Consider the following 25,891-nt stretch of genomic DNA (forward strand, 5'->3'; position numbering starts at 1 on the left):
AATTCTACTGATTGTAGGAGAGAGAGCGCGCCGTGCGCGGCCTTGGCCGAAGCGGCCGGGCGCGCAATAATTCACGGTCCGTATGAACTTCGGCGTGATCGTCGTCGGCGCCGGCCATGCCGGCATCGAGGCTGCGCTTGCGGCGGCGCGGATGGGTGTGCGCACGCTGATGCTCACGCTCAACCTCGACCACATCGGCCAGATGTCCTGTAATCCGGCGATCGGCGGGATCGGCAAGGGTCACCTGGTTCGCGAGATCGACGCATTGGGCGGCGAGATGGCGCTCGCGATCGACGAGACCGGCATCCAGTTCCGCTTCCTCAACACGCGCAAGGGCCCAGCCGTGCGCGCGCGCCGCGCCCAGGCCGACAAGGCGGCCTACCGCGCACGGATGAAGCGCGTGCTCGAGGCCGCGCCCAACTTGGCGATCCGCCAGGCCAGCGTCGAGCGGCTGCTGGTCGAGGACGGCCGCGTGCGCGGCGTCGAGTCGCAGATCGGCGAGGTCTTCCAGGCTGACTGCGTGGTGCTGACGACCGGCACTTTCCTCAAGGGGCTCGTGCACGTCGGGCTTAAGAATTATCCCGCCGGGCGCGCGGGCGACTTTTCCGCGATCGGGCTGAGCGAGAGCCTCGCGCAACTCGGCTTTCGGATCGGCCGGCTCAAGACCGGCACCTGCCCGCGGCTCGACGGCCGCACGATCGACTACTCCGCACTCGAGGCCCAGCCGGGCGACGAACCGCCGCCGCCGTTCTCCTTCCGCACCGCGCGGATCACGCAGCCTCAGTTGACCTGCTATCTGACCTACACCAATGCGGCGACCCACGAGATAATCCGCAGCGGGATCGATCGCTCGCCGATGTACTCCGGCGTGATCCAGAGCCGCGGGCCGCGCTATTGCCCGTCAGTCGAGGACAAGGTGATGCGCTTTCGCGACAAGGAGCGCCATCAGATTTTCCTCGAGCCCGAGGGGCGCGACACAGTCGAGGTCTATCCCAACGGGCTCTCGACCAGCCTGCCGCTCGACGTGCAGCTCGCGATGGTGCGCTCGATCCGCGGACTCGAACACGCCGAGATTATGCGCCCGGGCTACGCGATCGAGTACGATTTTTCGGACCCGACGCAGCTGCACCCGTCGCTGGAGACGAAGCTGGTCCGCCGGCTCTTTCTCGCCGGCCAGATCAACGGCACCACTGGCTACGAGGAGGCCGGCGCGCAGGGGCTGATCGCCGGAATCAATGCCGCGCTCGCCGCGCGCGGCGAACCGTCGCTCGTGCTGCGCCGCGACCAGGCCTATATCGGGGTCATGATCGACGACCTCGTGACCCGCGGGATCGGCGGCGAACCCTACCGGATGTTCACCTCGCGCGCCGAGTACCGGCTCCTGCTGCGCGAGGACAACGCCGACCGCCGGCTTGCGCCGATCGGCGAGCGGCTCGGCCTGCTCGGCGCAGAAGCGGCTGCGGCGATGCGCGCCAAGACCGAACGGGTCGCGTGCGAAGCGCGGCGCCTGCGCGAGACGCTGGTCCACGCCAGCGACGCCGTCAACGCCGCGCTCGTCGATTGCGGCTCGACGCCGATCGCGACGCCGCAGCGCGCATGGGAGCTCTTCCGCAGGCCCGAGGTCTCGTACGACGTGGTGCTCCGGATGGCGGGTCTCGCGCCAACGCTCACCCCCGACGAGGCCGCGGAGCTGGAGATCGATGTCAAGTACGAGGGCTACGTCCGCCGCCAAGCTGAGATGGTCGAGCGTTTCAAGCGCCTGGAGGACGCAGTGATTCCCGAAACTATCGACTACGCGGCGGTGGCTGGACTATCCACCGAGGTGCGCGAGCGCTTGAGCGCAATGCGCCCGCACTCGCTCGGCCAGGCTGCGCGGATACCGGGGATCACGCCCGCCGCAGTCGCAATGATCGCGGTTCATTTGCGCGGCCGGCGCGGACGCGGGGCCGCCGACAACGCGCCCCCGGGCTCTGATGTTTCACGTGAAACATCCCTGCTGCCGAGCCGAAAATGTTTCACGTGAAACATTCTCTTGCGCGGCACCGTCCGCTTCATCGGCGAGGTTTCACGTGAAACATCCGTCCCGGCCGACGTTACATATTTGAAACACGCGGCCACTATCACTGACCCCGCCGCCATCGCCGCTCGCGCGCGCGCGGCGGTCGCGGGATGGCTCGCCGAGGCCTCGATACGGCCACGCGCGGGCTTCCTGGAACGGATCGAGAGGATGGCGGCGATGCTTGCGTTCTGGGGCGCGCACACCAACCTGACCGCCCATCCCAACGACCCCGAAGAGATCGCCTTCCATGTTATCGACAGCCTCGCACCGCTCGCCTTTGCTCCTGCCGAGGAGCGCGCTGCCCTCGAAGGCGCCCTCGCCGCGCAAGCTGCGGCGCTCGACATCGGCGCTGGCGCCGGCTTCCCCGGCCTCGTACTCGCCGCCGCCTTCGAGGCGCGCTTTACGCTCGTCGACTCGCGGCGCAAGCGCGCAAGCTACCTCGAAGTCGCCGCGCGAGAGATGAACTTGTCCAACGTCGTCGTCGAGCAGCGCCGGATGAGCCCGCGCAGCGTCGAGCCCCGTTTCGATCTCGTGACTGCACGCGCCTTCGGCCTGCTCGCCGACGTCTACGCGATCGCGGCGGCCGCCCTTGGGCCGCGCGGAATCTTTTTGCTTTACGCGAGCTCGAGCCAGCACCTCGACGTCCCCGCCGCGCAGGCCGTCGGCCTTCTCGCTGCGGCGACCTGGAGTTACCGAGTCGCGCACGGGCCCCATTCAGCGACGCGCACCGCAGCGCTATGGCGGGCGCGGGGCTCGTGAGCGCAGCGGCGAGGGAAGCTGTTAATAGGCGGCGCGCACGCTCTTTTCTTTGACGTGCGCCGATGTCAGTATCAGGTTGAAAGCGATGCGCGCCGGTCGCATCGCCGGTCCGGGTGTTTGTTGAGGCGGCGGTGGGGCGAATCATAGCGATCGCCAATCAGAAGGGCGGCGTCGGCAAGACCACGACCGCGGTCAACCTCGCCGTCGCGCTTGCGCAATCCGGCCAGCGCATCCTTCTTATAGATCTCGACCCGCAGGGCAATGCGACCTCCGGCCTGATGTCCGAGCCGGTCAAATCGCGCACCATCTACGATTCGCTGGTCGGGCACACGCCGCTTAGCGAGATCATCCGCGAGGCGCGCGCCCAGCTCCATCTAGCGCCGTCGAGCACCGACCTGGTGGGCGCCGAGATCGAGCTGGCGACGCTGGAGGGGCGTGAGCGGCGGTTGAAAGCCGAGCTGGAGGCTCAATCGCCGCAATATAACTATGTTTTAATTGATACGCCGCCCTCACTCGGCCTGCTTACGCTCAATGCCCTGGTCGCCGCCGACGCCGTGCTGGTTCCGATGCAGTGCGAGTACTACGCGCTGGAGGGGCTGAGCTCGCTGCTGGCGACGATCCGACGGGTCAACGGCGCGCTCAACCCGAAGCTCGAGCTGATGGGCGTCGTGCTCACGATGTTCGACGCGCGCAACCGGCTGAGCCACGAGATCTCACTCGAAGTCCAGAAGCACTTTCCCGAACGCGTCTTCGAGAGCGTGATCCCGCGCAACGTGCGGATTTCCGAAAGCCCCAGCCACGGCCTCGCCGTGATGGAGTATGACCCGAAGTCGGTCGGTGCCGAGGCCTACCGCCTGCTCGCGCTCGAGCTGCTCGAGCGCGCAAGCGGCCGGGCTCCCGCACCGGCCAAATCGCCGGCGCTGTCCGTGGCGGTGGATTCCGCCGCGCCCGCCACGCCCGTCCGCGCGGGCGAGGCGCAGGCCAACGGCGCGCCCGCGCGGCGCGGGCTATGGAACCTGCGGAGCATCTTTGCGCGCTCCGCTGAACGGGCGAGGAGAAACGACGGATGATACGCAGACCGCTCGGACGCGGACTCGACGCACTGATCGAAAGCACCGGGACGCCGGCGCCGGCCGCGCCCGCCTCTGCGCCGCGGCCGGGCGACGGCGCGCTGCTCAGCGTCGCGCTTGACCGGGTCGCGCCGAGTCCGCTCCAGCCGCGGCGCCATTTCGATCCCGAGCGTCTTGAAGAGCTGGCGCAGGCGATTCGCAGCCAGGGCGTTATCGAACCGCTGGTCGTACGCCCGATTCCCCCCGGCGCCGACGGCGCATCGGACGACCGCGCGCCCCGCTACGAGCTGATCGCCGGCGAGCGGCGGCTGCGCGCGGCGCGCATGGCTGGCCTCGACAGCGTCCCGGTGATCGTGCGCGAGCTCGACGACCATGCCGCGCTCGAGATGTCGCTGGTGGAGAACCTGGTGCGCGACGAGCTCAACGCGGTCGAGGAAGCGCATGCCTTCCGCCGCCTCAACCAGGAATTCCGACTCAGCCACGAAGAGATCGCCGCGCGGATCGGCAAGAGCCGCCCCTATGTGACCAACCAGATGCGCCTGCTCGAACTCGCGCCCGCGGTGCAGGAGATGATCGAGCGAGGCGAGCTGACACCTGGCCAGGCGCGCCCGCTGCTCGGGTTGCCCGCGCCGAGCCAGGCCGCCGCCGCGCGCCGGATCGCCGAAGGGCGCATTTCCGCGCGCGGCGCCGAGCAGCTCGCGGGCGCGGCGCGCAGCCCGCGCAACGGCTCCTCGGCGCGGCGCGCGGCCGGCGTCGATCCCAACATCGCCGCGCTCGCCGAGGCAATGCAGCGCGCGCTCAAACGCAAGGTGCGGATCGTGCTCGCGCGCGGCCGCACGCCCGGCCGGATCGAGCTCGAGTACTACGACATCGACGACCTGAGCACGCTCGCCGTGATGCTTGCGCGCAGCGCCCACGGCGCCTCGGCAGCGTCGTCGTCGTGAGCCGCGGCCGAGCCGAGCGCCAGATTCGATGAAGCGGCCGGTTCGAGCGCCCGCGCGCCCAGCTGCGATTGAGCCGCGGCCGCGCCGCGGCGCGCGCAAACCCGGCCGTCCCTCGCGCGAGCATCGCGAGCCCTACGACATCGAGTCGATCACCGACGCCGCCGTGCGCGTCTTCAACCGGCGCGGCTACGAGGCGGCCTCGATGGAGGACGTCGCGCGCGAGACCGGGCTTAGGAAATCGAGTCTCTACTATCACGTCTCGGGCAAGGAGGAGCTGCTGGCGCGCGCGCTCGAGCGCGCCTTCAACCGACTGCTCGGCATCCTTGAGGAGCCGGGGTCCAGGAGCGGCTCGCCGCTCGCGCGGCTGCGGCATATCGTCTATCGCGGCGTGCTCATCACGCTGGAGTTCGTCCAGGAGGTCGAGCTGCTCCAGCGGATCAAGGGCAACACGCCGACCGAGCGGCAGGCGATGGCGCGGCGGCGGCGCTTCGACCGCGAGGTGGCGGCGCTCGTGGCCGAGGCGGTCGCGGCGGGCGAGCTGCGCGCGGACATCGAGCCGGGGCTGATGACGCGGCTGATCTTCGGGATGAGCAATTCGATAACCCAGTGGTACCGCCGCGAGGGGCGCCTGCGCCCCGAGCAGATCGCCGAGGCGGTCTTGAGCCTGGTCTTCGAGGGCATCACCCGCCGCTCCGCTTAGCAGGCGTGACCCTTGGTCAGGGACGCGAACGGCTAACGCGGGGCGGGCTATCCAACTGATCTCGGCTCTCAGTAGGACGGGCTTGCCCGCGCGCATCGGGTATGGTTCGATTGTTTGTTCGGCGCGGGCCGCTGGCCCCGCCCGTTTTAAGGCAAATTCCGTGGGCTCGGCGCGAGCCGACATGACGATCGGGCCAGGATTGGCCGCAGGCGATGAAAAGGACCTATCAACCGCACAACCGCCGTCGCAAACGGACGCACGGCTTCCTGGCGCGCATGGCCACGCCGGGCGGCAGAAACGTACTCAAACGCCGGCGCGCCAAGGGACGCAAGCGCCTGGCCGTGGCGATTCCCCCCAAGCAGCCGGGCTAAACCCTCCACCTCGGGGCGGGCTGGGCAGGAGCGATCGGCTGCGCCGGCCGGGCGAATTTCTTCTGATCCAGCGCCGCGGCGCGCGCGTGCAGAGCGCGCACTTCGTGCTCTACGCGATGCGCGGCGCGGCGGAGGGGCGCTCAAAGCTGGGGCTTACGATTTCGCGCCGGATCGGCAACGCGGTGGTGCGCAACCGGCTCAAGCGCCGACTGCGCGAGTGCTTCCGGCTGCGGCTGCGGCCGATGATGCCGGCGGGAGTTGCGATGGTGGTGATCGCGCGCCGCGGCGCCGGCGAGCTCGACAGCGCCGCCATCGCTGCCGAGCTCGCCGCAGTCGCCGCCAACCTCAGGCGCAGGCTCGAGAGCCGCGGCGAGGACGGCCTGTAGTGCGTAAAGCGTCAAACACGGAGGGGGCCGCGCGGAACGACAGGAAGCCATGCTGTCATTCTGAGCGAAGCGAAGAATCCCGCGGCCGCGTCTGCGCGGCGGCGGCGCCACGGTTACGCGCGCTCGCGCTGGGCGTGGCGCTCGCCGCGCTCGGCCTGTATCGCGCGCTTATCTCGCCGCTGCTAGTGGCGACGCTCGGCCCCGCCTGCCGCTTCGAGCCGAGCTGCTCGCAGTACGCACATCAGGCGCTGCGCCAGCACGGTCTCGGCCGCGGCCTTTACCTGACAATCCGTCGCCTGATGCGGTGCCGACCGTTGGGCGGATGGGGCTACGACCCCGTGCCAGCCTCGCCGACTTATACCATGACGTCATCCCTGAAGGAGAAATTTGGACAGTAACCGTTCGCTCATCATCTTCATCCTGCTGCTCCTCGCGGCCATCTTCTACACCGACGTCGTCCGCTGGTTTCGCCCGCCACCGAAGACACCGCCCGAGCAAAGGGCGCAGGCTCTCGCGACGCCCGCTGCGCAGGCGCAGCCGACCGCGGGGGCGCCCCAAGCGGCGTCCTCCGCCGCCGCGGCGGCGCCCACCAGTGCCCTGGCCACGGCGGCCGCCGACGAGGGCGTGCCCGGACCCGAGCCGCTCGAGGCTGCGGCGCCGGCCGCCGGGGCGCCGCGCACGATCGAGGTGGACACCAACTTGTATCACGCGGTGTTGACGACCCGCGGCGCGCGCCTGGTGAGTTTCCGGCTCAAAAACTATCGCGAGAGCGTGGCCACAAACAGCCCGTTGTACGACCTCGTCGTGCCCGGCGAGCGCCTACCGCTGGGCCTCGTGGTCCAGATCGGGGACCGGATTTTCGGCGACCAAACGCTCGATTACACGAGCACCGCGCCGCCGCGGATCGAGGTCCGCAAGGGGTCGGACGCCACGCTCAGCTTCACTGCCGACGTTAAGGACGGGCTGCGGGTGACCAAGACCTTCACCTTCCGCGACGGCAACTACATCTTCGACATCGCGGCCGAGGCCGCCGGCGCGACGGCCGCGGTCAAGGCGGTCGGGCTGACGCTCAGCCAGCCGCTGGTCGAACTCGGGGAGGGCTACCGCGATTATCCGGCGCTCCAGGCTGACGTCAAGGGCAAGGTCCTCAACGAGTACGAAAAGGAGCTGAAAAAGGGCGTCCAGCCGGTGGTAGGCGAGATAACGTACGCCGGAATCGGCGACCGCTATTTCTTGTCCGCCTTCGTGCCCAAGACACCGGCTGCGGGCGAGCTCCGGATGGAGTACAGCGGAGGCGAGGCGCGCGCCGAGATGCTCTTCGCGGGCGCGCTCAAGGTCGTCTCAGGCGTTTACATGGGGCCCAAGCAGCTCGGAGTCCTCGAAGAGGCGGCGCCGGGGCTGAGCAAGGCGATCAATTTCGGGTGGTTCGGCTTCCTGGCGATCATCTTCGTTCGCCTGCTCCAGCTTTTCCATGTGGTCGCCCCCAACTACGGCTGGGACATCATCTTGCTGACCCTGGCGGTGCGGCTGGCAACGCTGCCGGCGTCGATCAAGGCCCAGCGCTCGGCGTTGCGGATGCAGCGGCTGGCACCGCAGGTCGAAAAAATCCGCGAAAAATTCAAGAACGACTCGGCGGCGCTCAACCGCGAGATGATGGACCTCTACAAGCGCAACCACGTCAATCCGCTCGGCGGATGTATCCCGACCGCGATCCAGTTTCCGATCCTTTACGGGCTGTACGAGGCGCTGCTCAACGCGATCGAGCTGCGCCACGCGCCGTTTATCGGATGGATCCGCGACCTCTCGGCGCCCGACTGCTACCCGGTGGCGTGGATGCCCAAGGTGCCGTGGATCGACTGCCACGGGATCCCGGTGCTGGTTCTGCTGATGGGGGCGAGCACGTTTTTGCAGCAGTGGATGATGCCCAAGCCGGCCGACCCCAATCAGCAGAAGATGATGATGTGGATGCCGATATTTTTTACCGTCCTGTTCATAGCCCTGCCGGCGGGGCTCTCGCTCTATTACTTTGCCTCCAATCTCCTCGGTATAATCCAGCAGTACTTTCTCAACCGCGAGTTCAAACAGCCCGCGCCCGTTGCCGCATGAGCGAAGCATACGAAGCGATCGAAGTATCGGCAGCCACCGTTGACGAGGCGATCAAGGAAGCGCTGGAGAAGCTCGGCGCCGCCGAAGACGACGTCATTATCCAGGTGCTGAGCACGCCGCGCGCGGGCGTGCTCGGCCTCGGCGCCCGCCAGGCCCGCGTCCGCGTGGTCCGCCGCCCGCCTGAGGCCGCTACCAGTGGCGTGACCTCGCCGCCGCCCGCGCCACCGCTGCCGCCGCGGCGCGCCGAAGCCGCGCGCGCGGCGCAGCCGCCGCCGACGGCTGAGACTCCGCAAGCGCCTCCAACCGCGCCGCAGCCTCTGCCAAGGCGCCATCCGATACCGCAGGAACAGCCGCCGCCGTCGGCGCCGCGCGCCGCGCGCCGACCCGAGGGAGAAGCGCCCGAGGAGACGGCCGGCGGGGAAGAGGAAGGCGACGGCGCCCGCAAGCCCGCCGACCTCGACGCCCAGGCCGCCGAGGCCAGCTCGATCCTAAGCCGGATCCTGGAGCTGATGGGTGAACAGGGCAATGTCACCGTCACCGAGGAGGATTCGGAGGGGATCGAGCTTGCGATCAAGGGCGACGGCTCCGGCCTGCTGATCGGCCGCCACGGCCAGACCCTCGATGCGCTCGAGTACCTCGTCAATCGTATCCTCGCCCGCAAGGTCAAGGACGCGGTACCGATCACGATCGACACCGAATCCTACCGCGAGCGGCGCCGCCGCCAGCTCCATCGGATGGCGCTCTCGATGGCGGAGCAGACCAAGCGCGAGCACACCACGGTGACGCTCGACCCGATGCCGCCGCGCGACCGGCGCATCGTCCATCTCGCGCTCAAGGACGACCCGTTGATCACCACCCGCTCGACCGGCGACGGCTTCCTGCGCGCGGTCGAGATAATCCCGGTCGGCGAGCGGCGCGAGGGCGCGGGCGGCGGCGGGCGGCGCGAGCGCGGCGGAGGTGGTGGTGGTGGTGGTGGTGGCGCAGGCGGTGGCGGCGGGGGCGGACGGGGCCGTCAGCGCGGGCGCGAGCGGGAGAGCGAGCGCGAGGCGCCGGTCGGCCAGCAGGGTGGCTTCAAACACGGCCAGAAGCGAATTATCTGAGGAAGCCTTGCGCTAGCCGCCGCAATGTTCGGTGCGCCGCGGCGGGAGTGCTCTCCGACAGCGGGGCGGGCATCCGGGCCCGCCGGCTCAAAACCCGCGGGCACTTTCGCGCGGAAGCGACGCGCGGGAACGGTCGGAGAATCGCGACGAGCGGCGACCGCCGCCCACAAAAAAAACGGTACCGCCGCGCGAAGAGCGGCGACGGTACCGTGGTTGGAAACAACCCTCGGCGCGTGTGCGCCGCAGGCCTCAGGCCTCAAGCCCCCACTTGCGCTTGTTCGCGGCGATCTGTTCGGGCGTCGGATGCTCCTTCTGGACGAAGGTCTTGACCTTAAACTGGTCGCCGAGCTCCAGCGTGGCGTGGTTGAGCGCGATGTCGTCCTTGAAAATCTCGGGCACCGCGGGTTCCTCGAAGATCGCCTGCCACGGGCATTCGGGCTCGCAGGCGCCGCAATCGATGCACTCGTCGGGGTTGATGTAGAGCATGTTAGGGTAGTGTTCCTTGTCCTCGCCCACATACTCGTAGATGCAATCCACCGGGCAGACGCTGACGCATCCGGTGTCAACGCAGTCGATGCACAATCGGGTTATCGTCCACGGCATTGTCCGTCGCTCTCCTGTCGGAATCCGAGTTTTCCAACTATAACGGCGCGCGCGAGGGCTGAAAAGCGCGCGCGCATCTGCACGGCCGAAGGGGCAACCTTGGTGGCCCCCGCCGGCGCGCATCCTCTATAACATAGAACGGCGCACGGGCGGATCGAAAGTGGTGCGGCCGCCACGGCGCATCGGACGCCAAGGGAGGACGCGATGGAGATCAACGGCGTGGCGCACGTGATGCTGACGGTGAGCAACTACGAAGCTTGCCTGCCCTTTTACGAGAAGCTGCTGCCGCATCTGGGCCTGACCCACGTGGTGCGCAAGACCGACTCGCAATTCTATTGCATCGGCGGCCGCACCGGCCTCGGAATCCATCGCGCCGATCCGCACCATCGCGACGAGCGCTTCACCCAGCGGCGCGTCGGACTGCATCACGTATGCTTCCGCGCGCGCGAGCGCAAGGATATCGACGAGCTCTACCGATTCCTGCTCACGCTCGACGCCAGGATTGTCCATCCGCCGCAGGAAGGCGCGTGGGCGCCGGGCTACTACTCGATTCTGTTCGAGGACCCCGACGGCATCCGGCTGGAAGTCAATCACATCCCGGGTAAGGGACTGCTTGGCGGCGCGCCCCAGAAGGCGGGCTGAGAAATCGACTTACTCCCCCCAGGCGGCTCTCCTCCCGGTTCTAGGAAGGAGAGTGAAACGTTCCTGCGCGCTCGGGATCGCAAGCCGGGCATTCTTGAAACGAGATGAAGAGGCGGGCGCGGGGCGCGGGGCCCGCGCGCCCGCCGTAGGACGGGCACCCTGCGCGTCCGAAGTTACATCGGCGGTACCGGCTGACCCGTATCGGGGTCGAGGAAGAGCCGACGCGACGGGGCGCCGTTATCCGCGCTGAAGTCGAACATGTTATCCAGCGGACCGGCCAGCGCGTCGAACGAGCCGTTGCCGATCCGGCCAGTGCTCCAGTTGTCCTCGATAAAGCGCAGGATCGAGCTCTGGTCGGCGAGGCTGTGCGAGACGAAATTCGCCTTCGCCCACGGCGAGATGACGAGCAGCGGAATCCGCGGTCCATAGCCGCATCGTCCTTGGATCACATTGCCTTGGTCGTCCTTGAGCGGAGTGCCGTTGCCGCATTTGCCCGCGCCGTTGAGCTGATCGCTGTTTTTCGTGTCGGAGGGGTTGGCCACCGCCGACGGATTGACGATCGGGCTCATCTGATGGTCGTACCAGCCGTCGGAGTCGTCCCAGTTGATGAAGACGGCGGTGCTGCTCCATAGCGGCGAACGTTCCAGAGCGTTGATCACGGTGACGATGAACTGCTGCTCGAGCAGCGGGTCGGAGTAGCCCGCGTGGCCGTCCATGTTGGCCGGCGCCTTGAGGAAGCTGACCGCGGGCAGGTTGCCAGCGCGGAGCGCGTCGAAGAAGTCGTGGAGGTCGTATTCATGATTGGCGGCGTCGGCGCTGCTGCCGTACTGGCTCGGCGGCACCGAGGGGCGGATGTGATTAGGGTTGGCGGTTGAGGGCCAGTACTGGAAGAAGGCGTGATGCGGGATGTAGTCGGCGACCGAACCGCCGCCCGCGGCGGGGCTCTGCCGGGCGCATCCGGTGCTCCCGTCAGGGTTCTTCACCGTCAGGTCGAAGCCGCCCATGAACGAGCCCCAGCTGAGGCCCTTGGCGTCGAGGAGGTCGCCGATGTTCCTGCCACCCATCTGGATTGTTACGCCGGCCGAGCAGACGTCGCCGGTCGGATCCAGGTCGCCGACCAGGGTGCCGACGCCGTTGTTGATGTTCACTACCTTGGCTGAGCTTCCCCCGGAGGGGGTTGCGGGATAGGTGTTGCCCGCCACCAGGTTGAGCAGGCCGGGGGTTGAGGGGCCGAAGGTAGTGCCGTAGGCGTTGTCGTTCATGGCGAAGTGCTGGGCGTAGTTCCACAACGCCGTGACCGTGTTGCCGTCGTAGTAGCCCATCACCAGGCCGCTGCCCTTGCCGTAATCGAGGCATCCGCCGCCGCCCACGCCGACCGTGGCCGGGAACAGATCCATCAGGCCCTGATCGAACGCCTGCTGCTCGTGGCCGTAGTTGTGGTCCTGGTCGCAGGTCGCAGCCTGGGTGCGGTCGAGCCGGAAAGGATTGAGCGCGCTCGCACCGTTGGCTGGATTGCTGGCGTTGGGATTGTCGGTGAGCAGCACGCCCGTCGGCTCGCCCTGAGCCAACGTGCCGAGCCCGTTGACCGAGGGCGTTCCCCCACGGGCGTGGAATTGCGGTTCGCCCGAGGGGTTCTCAGCCTCGGGATAGGTCGCAAAATAATGGTCGAAGGAGACGTTCTCCTGGAAAATTACGACGACGTGATGGATTGGCGTCGTCGGATCGGCGCCCTGATGGGTGCCGGCGAGGGCAAACTGGGTTGCTGCGGGAGCGCCGGTTAGGCTGATCGCCGCGGCGAGCGCGACGGCGCGCGTCGCTTTGCCAAGTCTTATCGATTTGCGCATGTTGGTTCCCCTCCTGTGGAACGCGAGTGGATGCGAAACATCGGCGCGGCAGCCTAGCGAGCCGGCGTTTTGCGCGCGTGACAGGCGGGTAAATTTGGATGAATCGCGGATAAACTTATGATGAAGCGGGCGCTGGCCGGGCGCGCAGGCCCGCCCCACTGGATGCGTGCGGCGGCCGTTGTAATGCCTGCGCGGGCGCGGGAAGCTTGAGGGCGGAGGCGGGCGGCGGCCTTGGCCATGCCGCCAGGCGCGTCGCAGGCGCTTGCATTGCAAAATCGCGCCCGAGCCTACAGACTTTCGCCCAGATTCGATGCGCCCGGCGCGACGCGCCGTCGCGCGCATCCGCAGAGGACCCACAGATGGCAGACAAGCAAGGATTCCGCACCGAAACCGACAGCATGGGCGCGATCGAGGTGCCCAACGACCATTACTGGGGCGCGCAGACCCAGCGCTCGCTCCATCATTTCAATATCGGGCCCGACCGGATGCCGCGGCCGGTGATCCGCGCCTTCGGCCTGCTCAAGAAGGCCGCCGCGCAGGTCAATTGCGAGTTGGGCAAACTCGCCGCAGACAAAGCGCGGCTTATCGAGCAGGCCGCCGACGAGGTGATCGCGGGCAAGCTCGACAGCGAGTTTCCGCTGCGCGTCTGGCAGACCGGCAGCGGCACCCAGACCAACATGAATGCCAACGAGGTCATCTCCAACCGCGCGATCGAGCTGGCGGGCGGCAAGCTGGGGAGCAAGAAGCCGATTCATCCCAACGACGACGTCAACATGTCGCAGTCGTCCAACGACACCTTTCCGACCGCGATGCATATCGCGGCGGCCGAGGAGATCGTCCATCACCTGGTCCCCTCGGTGCGCAAGCTGCGCGACGCGCTGGCGGCCAAGAGCGAGGGGCTGCGCGACGTGGTCAAGATCGGCCGGACCCATCTAATGGACGCCGTGCCGCTGACGCTCGGCCAGGAATTCTCGGGCTACGTCGCGCAGCTCGACGCCGACTTGAAACGGATCGACGCCGCGATGCCCGACATTTATGAGCTGGCGATCGGCGGCACCGCGGTCGGCACCGGGCTCAACACCCATCCGGAGTTCGGCGAGCGCACAGCGGCGAAGATCGCGGCGTTCACCGGCTTGCCGTTCGTCTCGGCGCCCAACAAGTTCGCCGTGCTCGCCGCCCACGACGCGCTGGTGATGGCGAGCGGGGTGCTGCGCACGCTGGCCTGCTCGCTGATGAAGATCGCCAACGACATCCGCTGGATGGGCTCGGGGCCGCGCTGCGGGCTGGGCGAGCTGCGGCTGCCGGAGAACGAGCCGGGCTCGTCGATCATGCCGGGCAAGGTCAATCCAACGCAGAGCGAGGCGATGACAATGGTGTGCCTGCAGGTGATCGGCAACGACACCGCGATCGCCGCCGCTGGCACCCAGGGCAACTTCGAGCTCAACGTCTTCAAGCCACTCATCATCCACAACCTGCTCCACTCGATAACCCTGCTCGCCAACGCCTGCGTCTCGTTCACCGACTTCTGCGTGGTCGGGATCGAGGCCGACCGCGAGCGGATCGCGCACTACGTCGAGAATTCGCTGATGCTGGTCACCGCGCTCAGCCCGCATATCGGCTATGACAACGCGGCCAAGGTCGCCAAGAAGGCGCACGCCGAGAACAAGACCCTGCGCCAGGCCTGCGTCGAGCTGGGCTTGCTCAAGCCCGAGGAGTTCGACCGCTACGTGCAGGCGAACAAGATGCTGGCGCCGGAGGGCTGAGCCGCCCGACCCAGGTGGGATATGGCGCGGGTGTCCCCGCGCGAGTAATCCCGAATTCCGCCGCGATCGACCATTAGAGGAGAGGAGACGCAACCCATGGAAAAGCTGCCATCGGCTTACAAGCAGGTCGGCCCCAACCGTTACCGCGAAGCCTTCGGCCTGTTCTTCGAAGACTTCACGCCCGGCGACGTCTTCGAGCATCGCCCCGGCCGCACGTTGACCGAGACCGACAACACCTACATGACGCTGCTCTGCATGAATACGCATCCGCTGCACTTCGACGCGGCGTACACCCAGACCACCGAATGGAAGCGGCCGCTGATGAATTCGCTGATCACGCTGTCGGTGGTCACCGGGATGAGCGTGCACAGCACCAGCCAGAACGCGGTCGCCAATCTGGGCTGGGACAAGGTGCGACTGTCCAATCCGGTCTTCGCCGGCGACACGCTCTATGCCGAGACCACCGTGCTATCGAAGCGCGAGTCGAAGAGCCGTCCGACCCAGGGGCTGATCAGCGTGCATACGGTGGGGATGAAGGTCGACGGACGGACGGGCGAGTCGGGAATCGTCGTGATCGAGTTCGACCGCACCTTCCTGGTGTATAAGCGCGACCACGCTCCGTTCACCAAGGCGAGTTACTGATAAAACGACGGCCGCCCGGACCAATTGGTCCGGGCGGCCGGTTCCTTACGTAAGTTCGACGCGCCGGAGGTTCGCCTCAGGCCGCCGCGCGCGCCTGCTTCTTGAAGTACGGAATCACGTGGCGCTGCATCAGCTCCATGCTCCTGAGCACCTTGCGGCTGTCGAGGCCGCCCAACCGCGTCCAGCACAGAAGCTGGGTGAAGCCGTACCTGCGCTGGATCTCGGCAATGCGCTCGATGCAATGGTCGGGGTCGCCGCAGATAACCGCGCCCGCATCGATTAGCTGCTGCCAGCTGACGGTTTCGGCGAGCTTGCGCGTCTGCGCGTACAGCTCGTAGGTCTTGACCGGCCCCTTCTCCGGCGGCGGCGCGACGTACTTGGCAATCGTCCGGTAGTACCACATCACGGCATCGGCGAACTCGCGCCGGGCCTGCTCGGTGGTGTCGGCGCAGTACACCATGTTGAGCGCCGCGATCTCGCGCGTCGCCGGATCGTGGCCGCCGGCGATCAGCGCTTTGCGGTACTGGTCGAGCAGCGCGTCGGCACTCTTGCCCTGGAAGCCGAAGACCGGCGCGCACAGCAGATTGAAGCCCCACCTGCCCACCATCGCGAAGGTCGCGTCGGTGATGCCTGCGATCCACACCGGCGGATGCGGCTTCTGGAGCGGCTTGGGCCGCACCTCCTGGTCCTCGATATGGAAGTGAGCGCCTTTGAAGTTGACGCGCTCCTTGGTCCACGCCTGCAGGATGACCTCGAGCGCCTCGTTGAAAATCCCGCGCGATTTCTCCTGATCGACCTGGAAGCCGCGGTACTCGATCGGCTGGTAGCCGCGCCCGACGCCGAAATCGACCCGCCCGTCGCTCATCAGGTCGAGCAGCGCGAACTCCTCGGCGACGCGGATGGGATTGTGGAACGGCAGCACGACCACCCCGGTGCCGAGCCGGATGCGCTTGGTGACCGAGGCGACCGCCGCCAAGCTCAGCGCCGGCGAGGCGCAATAGCCGTACTCGGAAAAGTGGTGCTCGGCGGGCCAGATCGAATCGAAGCCGAGATCTTCCGCCGCCCGCATCAGGTCGAGCTGTTCCTTAACGATCTGATGCTCGGTTTTGCCGGCGGGGTTTTCGAACAGATGAAGCATGCCGAATTTCATCGTCTCCTCCTCGAGGTGGCTCGCCTCCCTTAGGTGGGCGGCCGGTTTTTGGGATTCGGGCGCGGGCACGTTGCTGCGCCCCGCCGTACGCTGCTCAGATACTGCATCGGTTGTGCCAAGAGAACGCTTGCTTGCTTTTCAGGAAACCAGCGCTGAGCCGTCTCGCTTTGCTCCCTCAGGAACCAGACTGGCCCGGCTCATAGACCCGATTCGGCACACCGAGGCAGACCGTCGCCACCCTCCCAAAAACGGCGTGGGCGGCTACCCTCTTTCGGGAATGCCGCCCACGCACTGGCTCGCCTGCCATCCCAACAGGCTGAGCGACTGGCAGCCACCTCTACTGCATGATGTGCATCAGGCCACCCGGCGTCGAGTAGCGCGTGATGTCCTTATATTGCTCGGGAACCGCGCCGTTGATCACGGTGTCGCGGCCCTTGGCGTCGGCGCCGAAGATATGGCTGGCATGGTCGTTCTGAACATCCCAGTACTGCTCGATGTAACGGCCCCAGGCGTAGGTCTGGCCGGAAGCCGGATCGGTTAGCGGACCCTTGGCCAAATGGGCGAACTTCCACGGCTGCATGTTGCTGTCGTAAAGCTCGATCCACAACGGCGCTATTGTCTGCTTGTCGAGGAACATCACGCGCTTGCCGTAGCAATAGCCCGCGGAGAGCGCCGGGATGCGCCGCACATCAATGATATAGGCGTCGCGCAGACTCCACTTGCCCCACGACGGCTTGGCCCAGCCCAACGGCAGGTCGTAGTTCTCGGGGAATTTGCCGTCGGCGGTGGTCAACTCCATCTGGCCCAGGATCTTGCGATCGCCCAGCCAGTTGGCCTGGAAGTTGACGAAGCCGCCGTTGAAGCCGGTTTTCTGATCGTCGTGGGTCATGTCGCTGCCGAGCAGCGGTGCGCAGCGTGCAGAAACCGACAGCCGCATCGTCCGCCGCAGCGCCGGTACGAAGACGTAGTTGTCCTCCTGGCGCGTGAAATCCTGCCAGAACAGCGTCAGGTCGGCGGTGTACTTCGACTCTTCAGGCTCGTCAACCATGATGTATTCGGAGTAGTAGGCGCCACCCGCGCCCGGCTCGACGCGGGGCACGCCGGGATCGGTGTTAAAGGCCAGCGCCCGATAGATCAGCGTCGAGCGCACGCACGCCCGGTTGCCGAAGCGGTCCTGAGTGCAAAAGCTGACGAGCCCGGTCTCCGGCGACTGCACATAAAGGTGCGCGCCCGGAGGGAACCATTCGTCCACAAGGATCTTCCATCCCTTGTGCGGCTCCTGTGGATTGGGGAACGGCATCCCGGCGACGTAGTTCTCGATATTCATCCCGCCATTGGGCAGCGTCACAATCCTCACCTGCCCGCTGTACTTCTCGGTCGCCTCGCGATAGCTCGGCGGCAGCGGATGGTCCACCGTCGGCCCGATCTCCATCACGACGTCCGACGGCATCTTCCAGAAGTACTTGCCCTCGAACATCGCGACCATCCCCGGCGGCATAAACTCCTTATACTTGCGCCAGTTGTCCATGGTGATCCGGGTGCCGGGGGGAATCGTTCCCTGGGTAGCGGTCGCTGCGAGATAACTCTGCATCTCGTCCTCGGCCGCCGCTGCGACGCGCGGCATCGCGGCCAGCGCGATCGCAGCAAGCGTCAGACAAAGCGTCGACAGCCTCCTTGTACAGCTCATGGCCTGTGGCCCTCCTCTGCGTCAGCGGCAGGAATCGCTGATTGAGGAGTGTGCATCATCGGTGCCAAGAAAACGTTTGGTGGAATCGGAGCCGCGCCGGCAGTCGCATGACGCCTTTTGTTTCCGCAGGCGCCAAAGCGTTCCGCCATTGTGCCGATCGAAACAGACCGCACGGCGGCGAATCGACCCGCCGCGCCGCTCGCCCGCATATACAGGTCGGTTTGCTGAAGCGTGACGGACCCTGCCGACGCTCTGCCTCGGGCACGCTAAATGCCTAATCGGCTTGTGTGAACGACGTAGAAAGGAGCCGTGCGGTGATGTCCAACAAAATAGATGAACGGATGTCGACCGCCGACGGCCTGCTTGCGGGACTGTTCGGCGCGGTCGTAGTGATTGCCTCCTTCATGCTTCTCGACATGGCACGCGGAGCGGTCGTTGCCGCGCCGGCGCCGGAAGGCGGCGCGGATTTGACTGCCTACTTCTGGCGCACGATGGCGACCGGCGGGATGCTGTTCGCGGCCTTCTCGTTGATCGGCGTCGCCGGCGAGTGGCTGCTGCGCCGCGGCGAACGCGACGCCTCGCGCTTGCCGCCGATCACGGTTTTCGTCGCCGCGCTCTTCGTCTTCGCGATCGTCGGCGCGCTGCTGTTGGGGCCAGCGGCCGAGCATGCGCTGCCGTGGTGGAAAGTGATGCTTGCCGCGCTGGCCGGCGGCGCTGCGATGATCGGCTATTTGCTGTCGCGCGAGCCAGTCCTCGCCCACGACGCCTGGCAGGCATGGCACGGGCTGCTCGGGCGGCGGGTCGAGGTTATCTGCCCCGAGACCCGTGCCCCCACCATGATCACGGTGGATCAGCGCAGCGGATGGATTCAGTCGTGTGCGCGATGGCCGGCGCGCTATACCTGCGCGCGAAACTGCGTGGAGCGTCGGCCGGAAACCGACCAGCCGCAGCGTTAAGCGCGCGCAGTTGGGCGGTCGCCGGAGGGATCTGTTTTGCCGGCGACCGCTCCGGTCGCCCGCCGGTTTCCTTCCGGATGGTCATTCGGAGCGAAGCGCGCAGCGCGAGCGAAGCGAAGTCTGTCGGAGAGCTTCGGACAAGCGAAGCGCCTACCGTCGTCCGCGAGGCGATTCTTGCGGGGCCCTGAAGGCGTGTCCTCCGAAGGCCGTCGCGCCCGCCGCGCACGCTACATCCGGAACACGCCGAAACCGGTGGCGGGCGGGATGCCGGCGTTGAGCGAGGCCGCGATCCCCAGCGCCAGTACCGCGCGCGTCTCGAGCGGGTCGACCACGCCGTCGTCCCATAGCCGGGCGCTCGAGTAGTAGCAGCTCGATTCGTACTCGTACTTCTCCAGCGTCGGGCGCATGAACTCGGCCTGCTCCTCCGCCGTCATGCTCTTGCCCTGCGCCCTGAGCTGGTCGAGCTTGACCGTGAGCAGCGTGTTGGCCGCCTGCTCGCCGCCCATCACCGAGATCCGCGCGTTCGGCCACATGAAGAGCAGCCGCGGCGAGTACGCCCGCCCGCACATTCCGTAGTTGCCCGCGCCGTTGGAGGCGCCGATCACCACGGTGAACTTGGGCACCTGCGCGTTGGCCACCGCGTTGACCATCTTGGCCCCGTCCTTTGCGATCCCGCCCTGTTCGTAGCGCTTGCCGACGATGAAGCCGGTGATGTTCTGGAGAAAGAGCAGCGGGATGCGCCGCGCGCAGCAGAGCATGATGAAGTGCGTGGCCTTGAGCGCCGATTCGCTGAACAGCACGCCGTTGTTGGCGATGATCCCGACCGGGTAGCCGTAGATCCGTGCAAAGCCGGTCACCAGCGAAGTGCCGTAGCGCGGCTTGAACTCGTGCATCCGGCTACCGTCGACGAGCCGCGCGATCACCTCGCGCACCTCGTACGGCTTGCGCGTGTCGGCCGAGACTATTCCGTAGATTTCGCGCGGGTCGTAGTAGGGATCCTCGGGTTCCTCCTGCTGGAGCGTGTACTCGGGAGCGACGCGCGGCCCGAGGTTCTCGAAGATCGCGCGCGCGATCGCAAGCGCGTGCTCGTCGTCCTCGGCCAGATGGTCGCTGACGCCGGAGAGCCGGGTGTGGACGTCGCCCCCACCGAGCTCCTCGGCGCTGACCTGCTCGCCGGTCGCCGCACGGACCAGCGGCGGCCCGCCGAGGAAGATCGTGCCCTGCTCGCGCACGATGATGTTTTCGTCGCACATCGCGGGCACGTAGGCGCCGCCTGCCGTGCACGAGCCCATCACCACCGCCATCTGCGCGATCCCCGCCGCCGACATCCGCGCCATGTTGTAGAAGATGCGCCCGAAGTGCTCGCGGTCGGGAAAGACCTCGGACTGGAGCGGCAGGAAGGCGCCGCCGGAATCGACCAGGTACACGCACGGAAGCCTGTTCTCCATCGCGATCTCCTGCGCGCGCAGATGCTTCTTGACCGTGATCGGGTAGTAGGTGCCGCCCTTGACCGTGGCGTCGTTGGCAACCACCACCACTTCGCGCCCGTGGACCCGTCCCACGCCGGTGACGATGCCTGCCGCCGGCGCCTCGTCGTCGTACATTCCCCACGCGGCCAGCGGCGAGAGCTCCAGAAAAGCGCTCTGCGGATCGCACAGCTTCTTGATCCGCTCGCGCACCAGCAGCTTGCCGCGCTCGAGATGGCGGCGCCGCGCGTGTTCGGGCCCGCCCTGGCGCGCGCGCTCGACCGCCTCGCGCAGCCGCTTGACCGCCGCCTCCATCGTCTCCGCGTTGTGGCGGTACTCGGGGCTCGACGTATTGATCCGGCTTTCGATTCGTTCCATCGCCTTCCTCTCGAAGCAAGCGCGAGCGCGCGGCGCTCGGATAGTGCCTGTGGCCGCGCCGTGGGCTAGATATTAGCTTGACCGGACGGCGGACGGCGAAGCCGCCGCAAGGGAACCGGCGGCACGACGATGCGCGAACGAGACCTGCGGGCGCTGGAGTTCAATAAGGTGATCGGGCTGGTCGCCGCGATGGCGGCCTCCGAGCCCGGGCGCGCCGCGGTCCAGGCGCTGCGCCCGGCCGACGAGCCGGCCGAGGTCGCGACGCGCCTGCGTGCGGCGGCCGAGATGGTCGCGCTGCGCGGGCATGCCGGAGCGCTGCCGATGGGCGAGTTCGCTGACCAGCGCACGCTCCTGCTCGCCGCTGCGCGCGAGGGCGCCGTGCTCGACGGCGCCTCGCTAGTCAAGGTGCGCGACTTCGTGCTCGCCGCGCGCCACGTCGGCGCCTTCATGCGATCGCGAGTCGAACGCCTGCCCCATCTGGCCGCGCTCGCGCAGAACCTGATCGCGCCCAAGGAGCTGGCCGACGCGCTGCTCGGCGCGCTCGCCGACGACGGCGGCCTGCTCGACGAGGCCAGTCCTCAGCTCGCCCGTCTGCGCGAGCGCCTGCGCGCTGAACGGGTCGAGCTGGAGGCGCGCCTGATGCGCTCGCTGAGCGGGCCTGGGATGGAGCCGTTCGTCTCCGACTACCTCGTCACCGTGCGCAACCATCGCTTCGTCCTCCCACTCAAGCTCAACTACGCCGAGCGCCTGGAGGGAATCGTGCAGGACCGTTCGGTGTCGGGCGAGACGCTGTTCGTCGAGCCGATGTGGGCGGTCGAGCTCAACAACCGCCTGATGATGCTCGAGCGCGACGTCGAGGCCGAGGAGCTGCGCATCCTCGCCCATCTGACCGCCATGATCCGCGGCTATGGCACGGAGCTGAGGCTGACGTTCGACGCGATGGTCGCGCTCGACGCGCTCAATGCCCGCGCGCGCTTCGCCGAGCGCTTCCGATGCGTCGAGCCGGTGATCGTCGAGGCCGACCAGGGCGGCTTCGAACTGATCGAGGCGCGCCATCCGCTGCTCATCGCCGGCGGGCGCGAGGCCGTGCCGATCGACGTGCGCATCGCGCCCGGCATGCAGGGCATCGTGATCTCCGGCCCCAACACCGGCGGCAAGACCGTCGCGCTCAAGACTATTGGGCTGCTCGCCCTGATGGCGCAGGCGGGGCTGCTGATCCCGGCACGCGAGGGCAGTCGGCTCACCGTCTTTCGCAGCATCTTCGCCGATATCGGCGACGAGCAATCGATCGAGGCCAACCTCTCGAGCTTCGCCGCCCATATCGTCAACCTGCGCGAGATGGCCGAGGCGATGCGCGAGCCGGCGCTGGTCATCCTCGACGAGCCGGGTGAGGGCACCGACCCGGTCGAGGGCGCGGCGCTGGCGATCGGCCTGATGACGTGGCTGGGGCGGCGTCGATGCCTGGTCGCGATCGCGACCCACACCGCGGCGATCAAGCTGCATGCCTACTCGCGTGCCGGCTACGAGGCCGCCGCCGTCGATTTTGACCCCGAGCATCTCCAGCCGCTCTACCGGCTCAAGCCGCATACGATCGGCCAGAGCTACGGGCTGGCCGTGGCCGAGCGGCTCGGCCTGCCCGCCGAGATCGTCGCCGCCGCGCGCGCGGCGATGCCGGCCGGAACGGCCGAGCTGGAGCGCGCGCTCAAACTCCTCGAAGAAGAGCGCGCCAGGCTCCGCGACGAGCTCGAACGCATCCGCGAGCGGGAGCGTGCCGCCGCCGCCCGCGCGGCCGAGGCCGAGGAGAAGCTCGAGCGCGCGCTGCGCCGCACCGAGGCCGAACGCGCGCGTGTCGCGGCCGAGGGGCGCGAGCTGGTGGTCGAACTACGCCGCGAGGGCGCGGCGCTGGCCGAGGAAATTCGGGCCGGGCGCAAGGCGCGGCGCGAGATGGGCGCGCTGGCGGCGCGGGCGGCCGCGCGTGTCGAGCAGCTTGCGCCCGCGCGGGCGGAGGCCGAGGAGCGTCCCGAGGCGCGCGCGCCGCTCAGCGTTGGCGACCAGGTCGAGTTCGGAGACATCCGCGGCGAGCTTATCGCGCTCGGCGAAGGGCGTGCAGTCATCGGCCGCGGCGGCCTCCGGATCGAGGTCGCGCCGGAGCGCCTGCGGCGGGTGTCGGGGCGTGCCGAGCACGGCGCGCCCAAGGTGATGGTCAGCGCGGGCGCGGGGGAATTTACAGACGGCGGGGAGCTCAACCTTATCGGGATGCGCACCTCCGAGGCGCTGCGCAAACTCGAGGAATTTCTCGACCAGGCCTATCTGACCAACCGCAGCGAGGTCCGGATCGTGCACGGGATCGGCTCGGGCGCGCTCAAGAAGGCGGTCCACGAATACCTGGCTGGCTCGCCCTACTGCGCGGGATTCCGTCAGGCCGAGCCGCATCAGGGCGGTGCCGGCGCCACCATTGTGCAGCTTAATTTGTAGGACGCGCGCCGGCTCGCCCTGCGCGTGGCTGCCGCGCGCGGGGTCCGGTCCTCTCGTGCGCGACCGACGGGCAGGAGCGCCCCGCCTCCGTCGCCGCGCCGCCACAAGGAAGGGTCCAGAGCGCGTTCTTCGTCCGCCTCCTCTAGCGGAATAGCTTCTGGAGCGGCGCGAGCGGGTTGGCAGGCTGCGGCGCGGCGCCGGGCGACGGCCCCGGCGCGGGACCGCCGAGGCCAGGGATCAGGCCGCCCGTCTTCTTGCCGAGGAACTTCTGGATCGCCTTCTGCCCCTGCTCCTGCGCCGCGTGGGTTGCCGCCCGCTGCGCGATGTCCTGGACATTGGGCGTAACCGTCGGCTTGGGCAGCTGACCGCTGATATGGACCGGGATTTTGACCCGCTCCTGACGATCGGTCAGGTAGGCGATGTTCTTGCGCTCGGAAATCATCTCGCGGCTGAGCTGCGGCGACAGCAGAAGGTCGACGTCCATGTCGATCTTCTTGTCGAGGTCGAACCATCCGTCGCCTTTGACCGTGTAGTCGGCGGTCGAGGCGACGATATCGTGCGAGGTGATCCGCGGTCCCTGGATCGTGAAGCCCATCCCGAGCTGGTTGAGATCGGTGTCGGGCGACTTGAAGAGCTCGGGATGGCGGGCGATCATCGCCGGCGAGACCAGCGCGCCGATTCCCGGTATCCCGTTGACCTTGCGCATTGCGTCGGCCACCACGTTCACACCCACGAGCTTGCCGTTGGCGACCGAAACCCGACCGTTGCCGCTAAGCGTCGGCTTTATCTGTTCGAAGGTGCTGCCGCGCCCAGCGACCCGCAGCTGCCCGGTCAACTGGCCGCGCACGGTGTCGGCTGCCTTGGAGTTCTGCGACAGCAGCAGCGGCCTGAGCCCAATCTGATTACAGTTGAGCGCGACGTTGAAAGCGCGGTCGCCGGCCAGCGCGGCGTTGCCGCTGCCGTCGATCGTGCCGTTGAAGGCGGCAAGCTTGAGCGAGTTGAGCGTCAGGCGCTGGCCGCCGTAGTCGGCGTCGAGGGCCAGGTTACGATAGGCGACGTTTTGCAGGGTACCGCCGGGCGAGGTCAGCTTGGCGGTAACCTCGGGCGCCGCGAGACTGCCGCGCACGGTGCCCTTGACTGCGAGCTGATCCAGATGGTCGCCGGCCGTCTCGGGCTTGGAGCTCTGAGTCAGCTCGGCGGGCTTGAGAACGTCGGTGCTGAACGAGTAATTCGCGCTTATCGGCTCGAAGGACTGGGCGTAGGCCTCCAGCCGGCCATGACCCGAGCCGAGGTCGAAGGTCAGCGGGCCGACCACCGCGCTCTTCCCGGCCATCTTGATGTCGCCGGTCAGGCCGCGCAGCAGCGCCGGCTTGCCCGGAGGGACCAGCGTCACCGACGCCAGGGTCACGACACCGTCGAGCTCGGGTTTCTTGTCGGCGACCTTGACCATCGCGTGCAGCTCGGCCTTGCCCGACGCGTTGTACTTGCTGAGCGGCGTCACCATCTTGCCCAGCGAAGCGAGGTCGAAACGATTGCTGTTGAGCCGCGCGCTCATCGTGTCTCCGCCGAACTGGATCTGGCCCGCCTGGACGTTGAGGTCGCCCAGCGTCAGCATCGCCTTCTGGATATCGAGCTTGCTCTGAATCCCAGCGCTGCGCGTGCCTGCGGCGCTGAGCCTCATCGGCACACCCGCCGCCTTGTCCAGCATGCCGGCATACACGACCTCGTTCGGCGTCAGGTCCGCATTGACGTTGAAACCCAGCACCCGGGTGGTGCCAGTGAGCCGCGCTGTGGCTGAAACCGGGTTGGTTATCTTGACCTCTGCCGGAATCGCCTTGGCAAGCTGCGGCATCGCGCGCAAATCGGCCAGCGTGAGCGGTCCGACGCCGGCGTTGAGCGCAAGCGGGATTGCGGTGGTGTCGATGATGCCGTTTTTCATCACAGGGCCGACCGTGCCCTCCAGCGTCAGGTTCTTGCGCGTGCCCAGCGCCGCCATACTCAGGTTGAGCGTCACGGGCGAGCTCGCGCTGAGGTTCTCGACGTCGAGGTTGAGCGAGCTTATCTGGAGCGGCTGAGCGCCCGGCTCGGTGTAGGAGATCGTGCCGTTCTGGATCGCGAAGCTCGAGATTGAGACGCCGGCCAGCGCGGTCGCCGACTTCTGCTTCTCTCCCGTCGCGGTCAGGGGAGCCGTACCCAAGGGCTGTCCGGCGGCTGGCGGCTGCTTGCCTCTGGCAGGCGCCTGGGGCGGGGGCGCGGCGGCTTCACCCGCGGCATGCTTGTGCCCGATCGTGCTGACGTTCATCTCGCCGCTTTGATTGCGGATGATCCGGACGACCGGCTGCTTGAGCGACAGCCGCTCGACCTCGACCTGGCGATGAAGCAGGGGGAGGACCGCGACCTTGGCATAGACGTCCGAAGCGGTGACGAAGGGTTTGTCGGAAAACGCCGGGTCGTCGGCGATCGTGACGCCGCTCAGGTCAACGCTGACGCCCCAACCGAGCGACGCGCTGATATTCTGGACGTCGACCTTGCGGCCTAGCGAGTCGCTCGCCTTGCTCAGGATGCGTTCGCGGTTGGCGGCGACGATACTGTTGAGGTTGACGACCGCGTAAATCATCACGCCGACAACCACAACCACGATGAGCCCAACGATGACGACGGCGGTCAGGATAGGCTTGCGCATGGTGGCGTCCTTTCTCGCGGAGAGATCTGTATTCTCCGCGAACAATGGGGGCTCGGCCAACGAAAGTTGGCCCCGAACTGGCGAGAACTGACGACCGGCCGGCGATC

The 25,891-nt window shown here is 67.5% G+C and carries 21 protein-coding genes; 15 read left to right on the plus strand and 6 right to left on the minus strand.

Going from position 1 to position 25,891, the window contains the following annotated elements; all coding sequences use genetic code 11:
• The first annotated feature begins 82 nt into the window (after positions 1–82).
• From mnmG to jag, 10 genes are all read left to right on the plus strand, one after another.
• Positions 83–2,023, plus strand: coding sequence for a tRNA uridine-5-carboxymethylaminomethyl(34) synthesis enzyme MnmG (gene mnmG, locus VFB33_03000; protein ID HZO80637.1), 1,941 nt, complete (start codon positions 83–85; stop codon positions 2,021–2,023).
• 78 nt (positions 2,024–2,101) lie between these two features.
• On the plus strand, positions 2,102–2,818 hold the full coding sequence (locus VFB33_03005) for an RsmG family class I SAM-dependent methyltransferase (GenBank protein ID HZO80638.1): 717 nt from the start codon (positions 2,102–2,104) through the stop codon (positions 2,816–2,818).
• A 131-nt stretch (positions 2,819–2,949) separates the two neighbouring features.
• Positions 2,950–3,888: an AAA family ATPase gene (locus VFB33_03010; GenBank protein ID HZO80639.1), complete on the plus strand. Its 939-nt coding sequence runs from the start codon at positions 2,950–2,952 to the stop codon at positions 3,886–3,888.
• Positions 3,885–4,832 carry a ParB/RepB/Spo0J family partition protein gene (locus VFB33_03015; protein ID HZO80640.1) on the plus strand — a complete coding sequence of 316 codons (948 nt, stop codon included), beginning with the start codon at positions 3,885–3,887 and terminating at the stop codon, positions 4,830–4,832. Before VFB33_03010 ends, VFB33_03015 begins: the two co-directional genes overlap by 4 nt.
• Positions 4,833–4,860: 28 nt before the next feature.
• Positions 4,861–5,532, plus strand: coding sequence for a TetR/AcrR family transcriptional regulator (locus VFB33_03020; GenBank protein HZO80641.1), 672 nt, complete (start codon positions 4,861–4,863; stop codon positions 5,530–5,532).
• Positions 5,533–5,744: 212 nt separating this feature from the next.
• The gene (rpmH, locus tag VFB33_03025; GenBank protein HZO80642.1) at positions 5,745–5,903 is read left to right on the plus strand and encodes a 50S ribosomal protein L34; all 159 of its coding nucleotides are present in this window, start codon (positions 5,745–5,747) and stop codon (positions 5,901–5,903) included.
• A 20-nt stretch (positions 5,904–5,923) separates the two neighbouring features.
• Positions 5,924–6,289 (plus strand): ribonuclease P protein component, encoded by a 366-nt coding sequence (rnpA, locus tag VFB33_03030; GenBank protein ID HZO80643.1) that lies wholly within the window; start codon positions 5,924–5,926, stop codon positions 6,287–6,289.
• Between the two features lie 134 nt (positions 6,290–6,423).
• On the plus strand, positions 6,424–6,687 hold the full coding sequence (gene yidD / locus VFB33_03035) for a membrane protein insertion efficiency factor YidD (GenBank protein HZO80644.1): 264 nt from the start codon (positions 6,424–6,426) through the stop codon (positions 6,685–6,687).
• Positions 6,677–8,395, plus strand: coding sequence for a membrane protein insertase YidC (gene yidC / locus VFB33_03040; protein ID HZO80645.1), 1,719 nt, complete (start codon positions 6,677–6,679; stop codon positions 8,393–8,395). The genes yidD and yidC overlap by 11 nt, the downstream gene beginning before the upstream one ends.
• Positions 8,392–9,495 carry an RNA-binding cell elongation regulator Jag/EloR gene (jag, locus tag VFB33_03045; protein HZO80646.1) on the plus strand — a complete coding sequence of 368 codons (1,104 nt, stop codon included), beginning with the start codon at positions 8,392–8,394 and terminating at the stop codon, positions 9,493–9,495. The genes yidC and jag overlap by 4 nt, the downstream gene beginning before the upstream one ends.
• Positions 9,496–9,744: 249 nt before the next feature.
• Here jag and VFB33_03050 read toward each other — a convergent pair whose 3' ends face one another.
• Positions 9,745–10,098, minus strand: a complete 354-nt coding sequence (locus tag VFB33_03050; protein ID HZO80647.1) for a ferredoxin family protein — start codon at positions 10,096–10,098, stop codon at positions 9,745–9,747.
• A 204-nt stretch (positions 10,099–10,302) separates the two neighbouring features.
• Here VFB33_03050 and VFB33_03055 point away from each other — a divergent pair, with 204 nt between their 5' ends.
• Positions 10,303–10,740, plus strand: coding sequence for a VOC family protein (locus VFB33_03055; GenBank protein HZO80648.1), 438 nt, complete (start codon positions 10,303–10,305; stop codon positions 10,738–10,740).
• Between the two features lie 173 nt (positions 10,741–10,913).
• Here VFB33_03055 and VFB33_03060 read toward each other — a convergent pair whose 3' ends face one another.
• A complete protein-coding gene (locus VFB33_03060) occupies positions 10,914–12,584 on the minus strand; it encodes an alkaline phosphatase family protein (GenBank protein HZO80649.1) in 1,671 nt (556 codons plus the stop codon).
• Between the two features lie 359 nt (positions 12,585–12,943).
• Between VFB33_03060 and fumC the strand changes: the two genes are divergently transcribed.
• Together fumC and VFB33_03070 are read left to right on the plus strand one after the other, a co-directional pair.
• Positions 12,944–14,347 (plus strand): class II fumarate hydratase, encoded by a 1,404-nt coding sequence (gene fumC, locus VFB33_03065; protein HZO80650.1) that lies wholly within the window; start codon positions 12,944–12,946, stop codon positions 14,345–14,347.
• 96 nt (positions 14,348–14,443) lie between these two features.
• A complete protein-coding gene (locus VFB33_03070) occupies positions 14,444–14,989 on the plus strand; it encodes a MaoC/PaaZ C-terminal domain-containing protein (protein HZO80651.1) in 546 nt (181 codons plus the stop codon).
• Positions 14,990–15,065: 76 nt separating this feature from the next.
• On the opposite strand, the gene VFB33_03075 is transcribed toward VFB33_03070, so the two are convergent.
• Positions 15,066–16,139, minus strand: a complete 1,074-nt coding sequence (locus tag VFB33_03075; protein HZO80652.1) for an LLM class flavin-dependent oxidoreductase — start codon at positions 16,137–16,139, stop codon at positions 15,066–15,068.
• A gap of 337 nt (positions 16,140–16,476) precedes the next feature.
• Positions 16,477–17,826 carry a DUF1329 domain-containing protein gene (locus VFB33_03080; protein ID HZO80653.1) on the minus strand — a complete coding sequence of 450 codons (1,350 nt, stop codon included), beginning with the start codon at positions 17,824–17,826 and terminating at the stop codon, positions 16,477–16,479.
• 317 nt (positions 17,827–18,143) lie between these two features.
• Between VFB33_03080 and VFB33_03085 the strand changes: the two genes are divergently transcribed.
• Positions 18,144–18,782, plus strand: a complete 639-nt coding sequence (locus VFB33_03085) for a hypothetical protein (protein ID HZO80654.1) — start codon at positions 18,144–18,146, stop codon at positions 18,780–18,782.
• A 227-nt stretch (positions 18,783–19,009) separates the two neighbouring features.
• Here VFB33_03085 and VFB33_03090 read toward each other — a convergent pair whose 3' ends face one another.
• The gene (locus VFB33_03090; protein HZO80655.1) at positions 19,010–20,626 is read right to left on the minus strand and encodes a carboxyl transferase domain-containing protein; all 1,617 of its coding nucleotides are present in this window, start codon (positions 20,624–20,626) and stop codon (positions 19,010–19,012) included.
• Between the two features lie 129 nt (positions 20,627–20,755).
• On the opposite strand from VFB33_03090, the gene VFB33_03095 reads away from it, so the two are divergent.
• Positions 20,756–23,101: an endonuclease MutS2 gene (locus VFB33_03095; protein ID HZO80656.1), complete on the plus strand. Its 2,346-nt coding sequence runs from the start codon at positions 20,756–20,758 to the stop codon at positions 23,099–23,101.
• A 142-nt stretch (positions 23,102–23,243) separates the two neighbouring features.
• On the opposite strand, the gene VFB33_03100 is transcribed toward VFB33_03095, so the two are convergent.
• Positions 23,244–25,784, minus strand: a complete 2,541-nt coding sequence (locus VFB33_03100) for an AsmA family protein (GenBank protein ID HZO80657.1) — start codon at positions 25,782–25,784, stop codon at positions 23,244–23,246.
• Between the last annotated feature and the right edge of the window lie 107 nt (positions 25,785–25,891).

The sequence above is a fragment of the Candidatus Binataceae bacterium genome, from assembly GCA_035650475.1.
Taxonomy (GTDB): domain Bacteria; phylum Desulfobacterota; class Binatia; order Binatales; family Binataceae; genus JAKAVN01.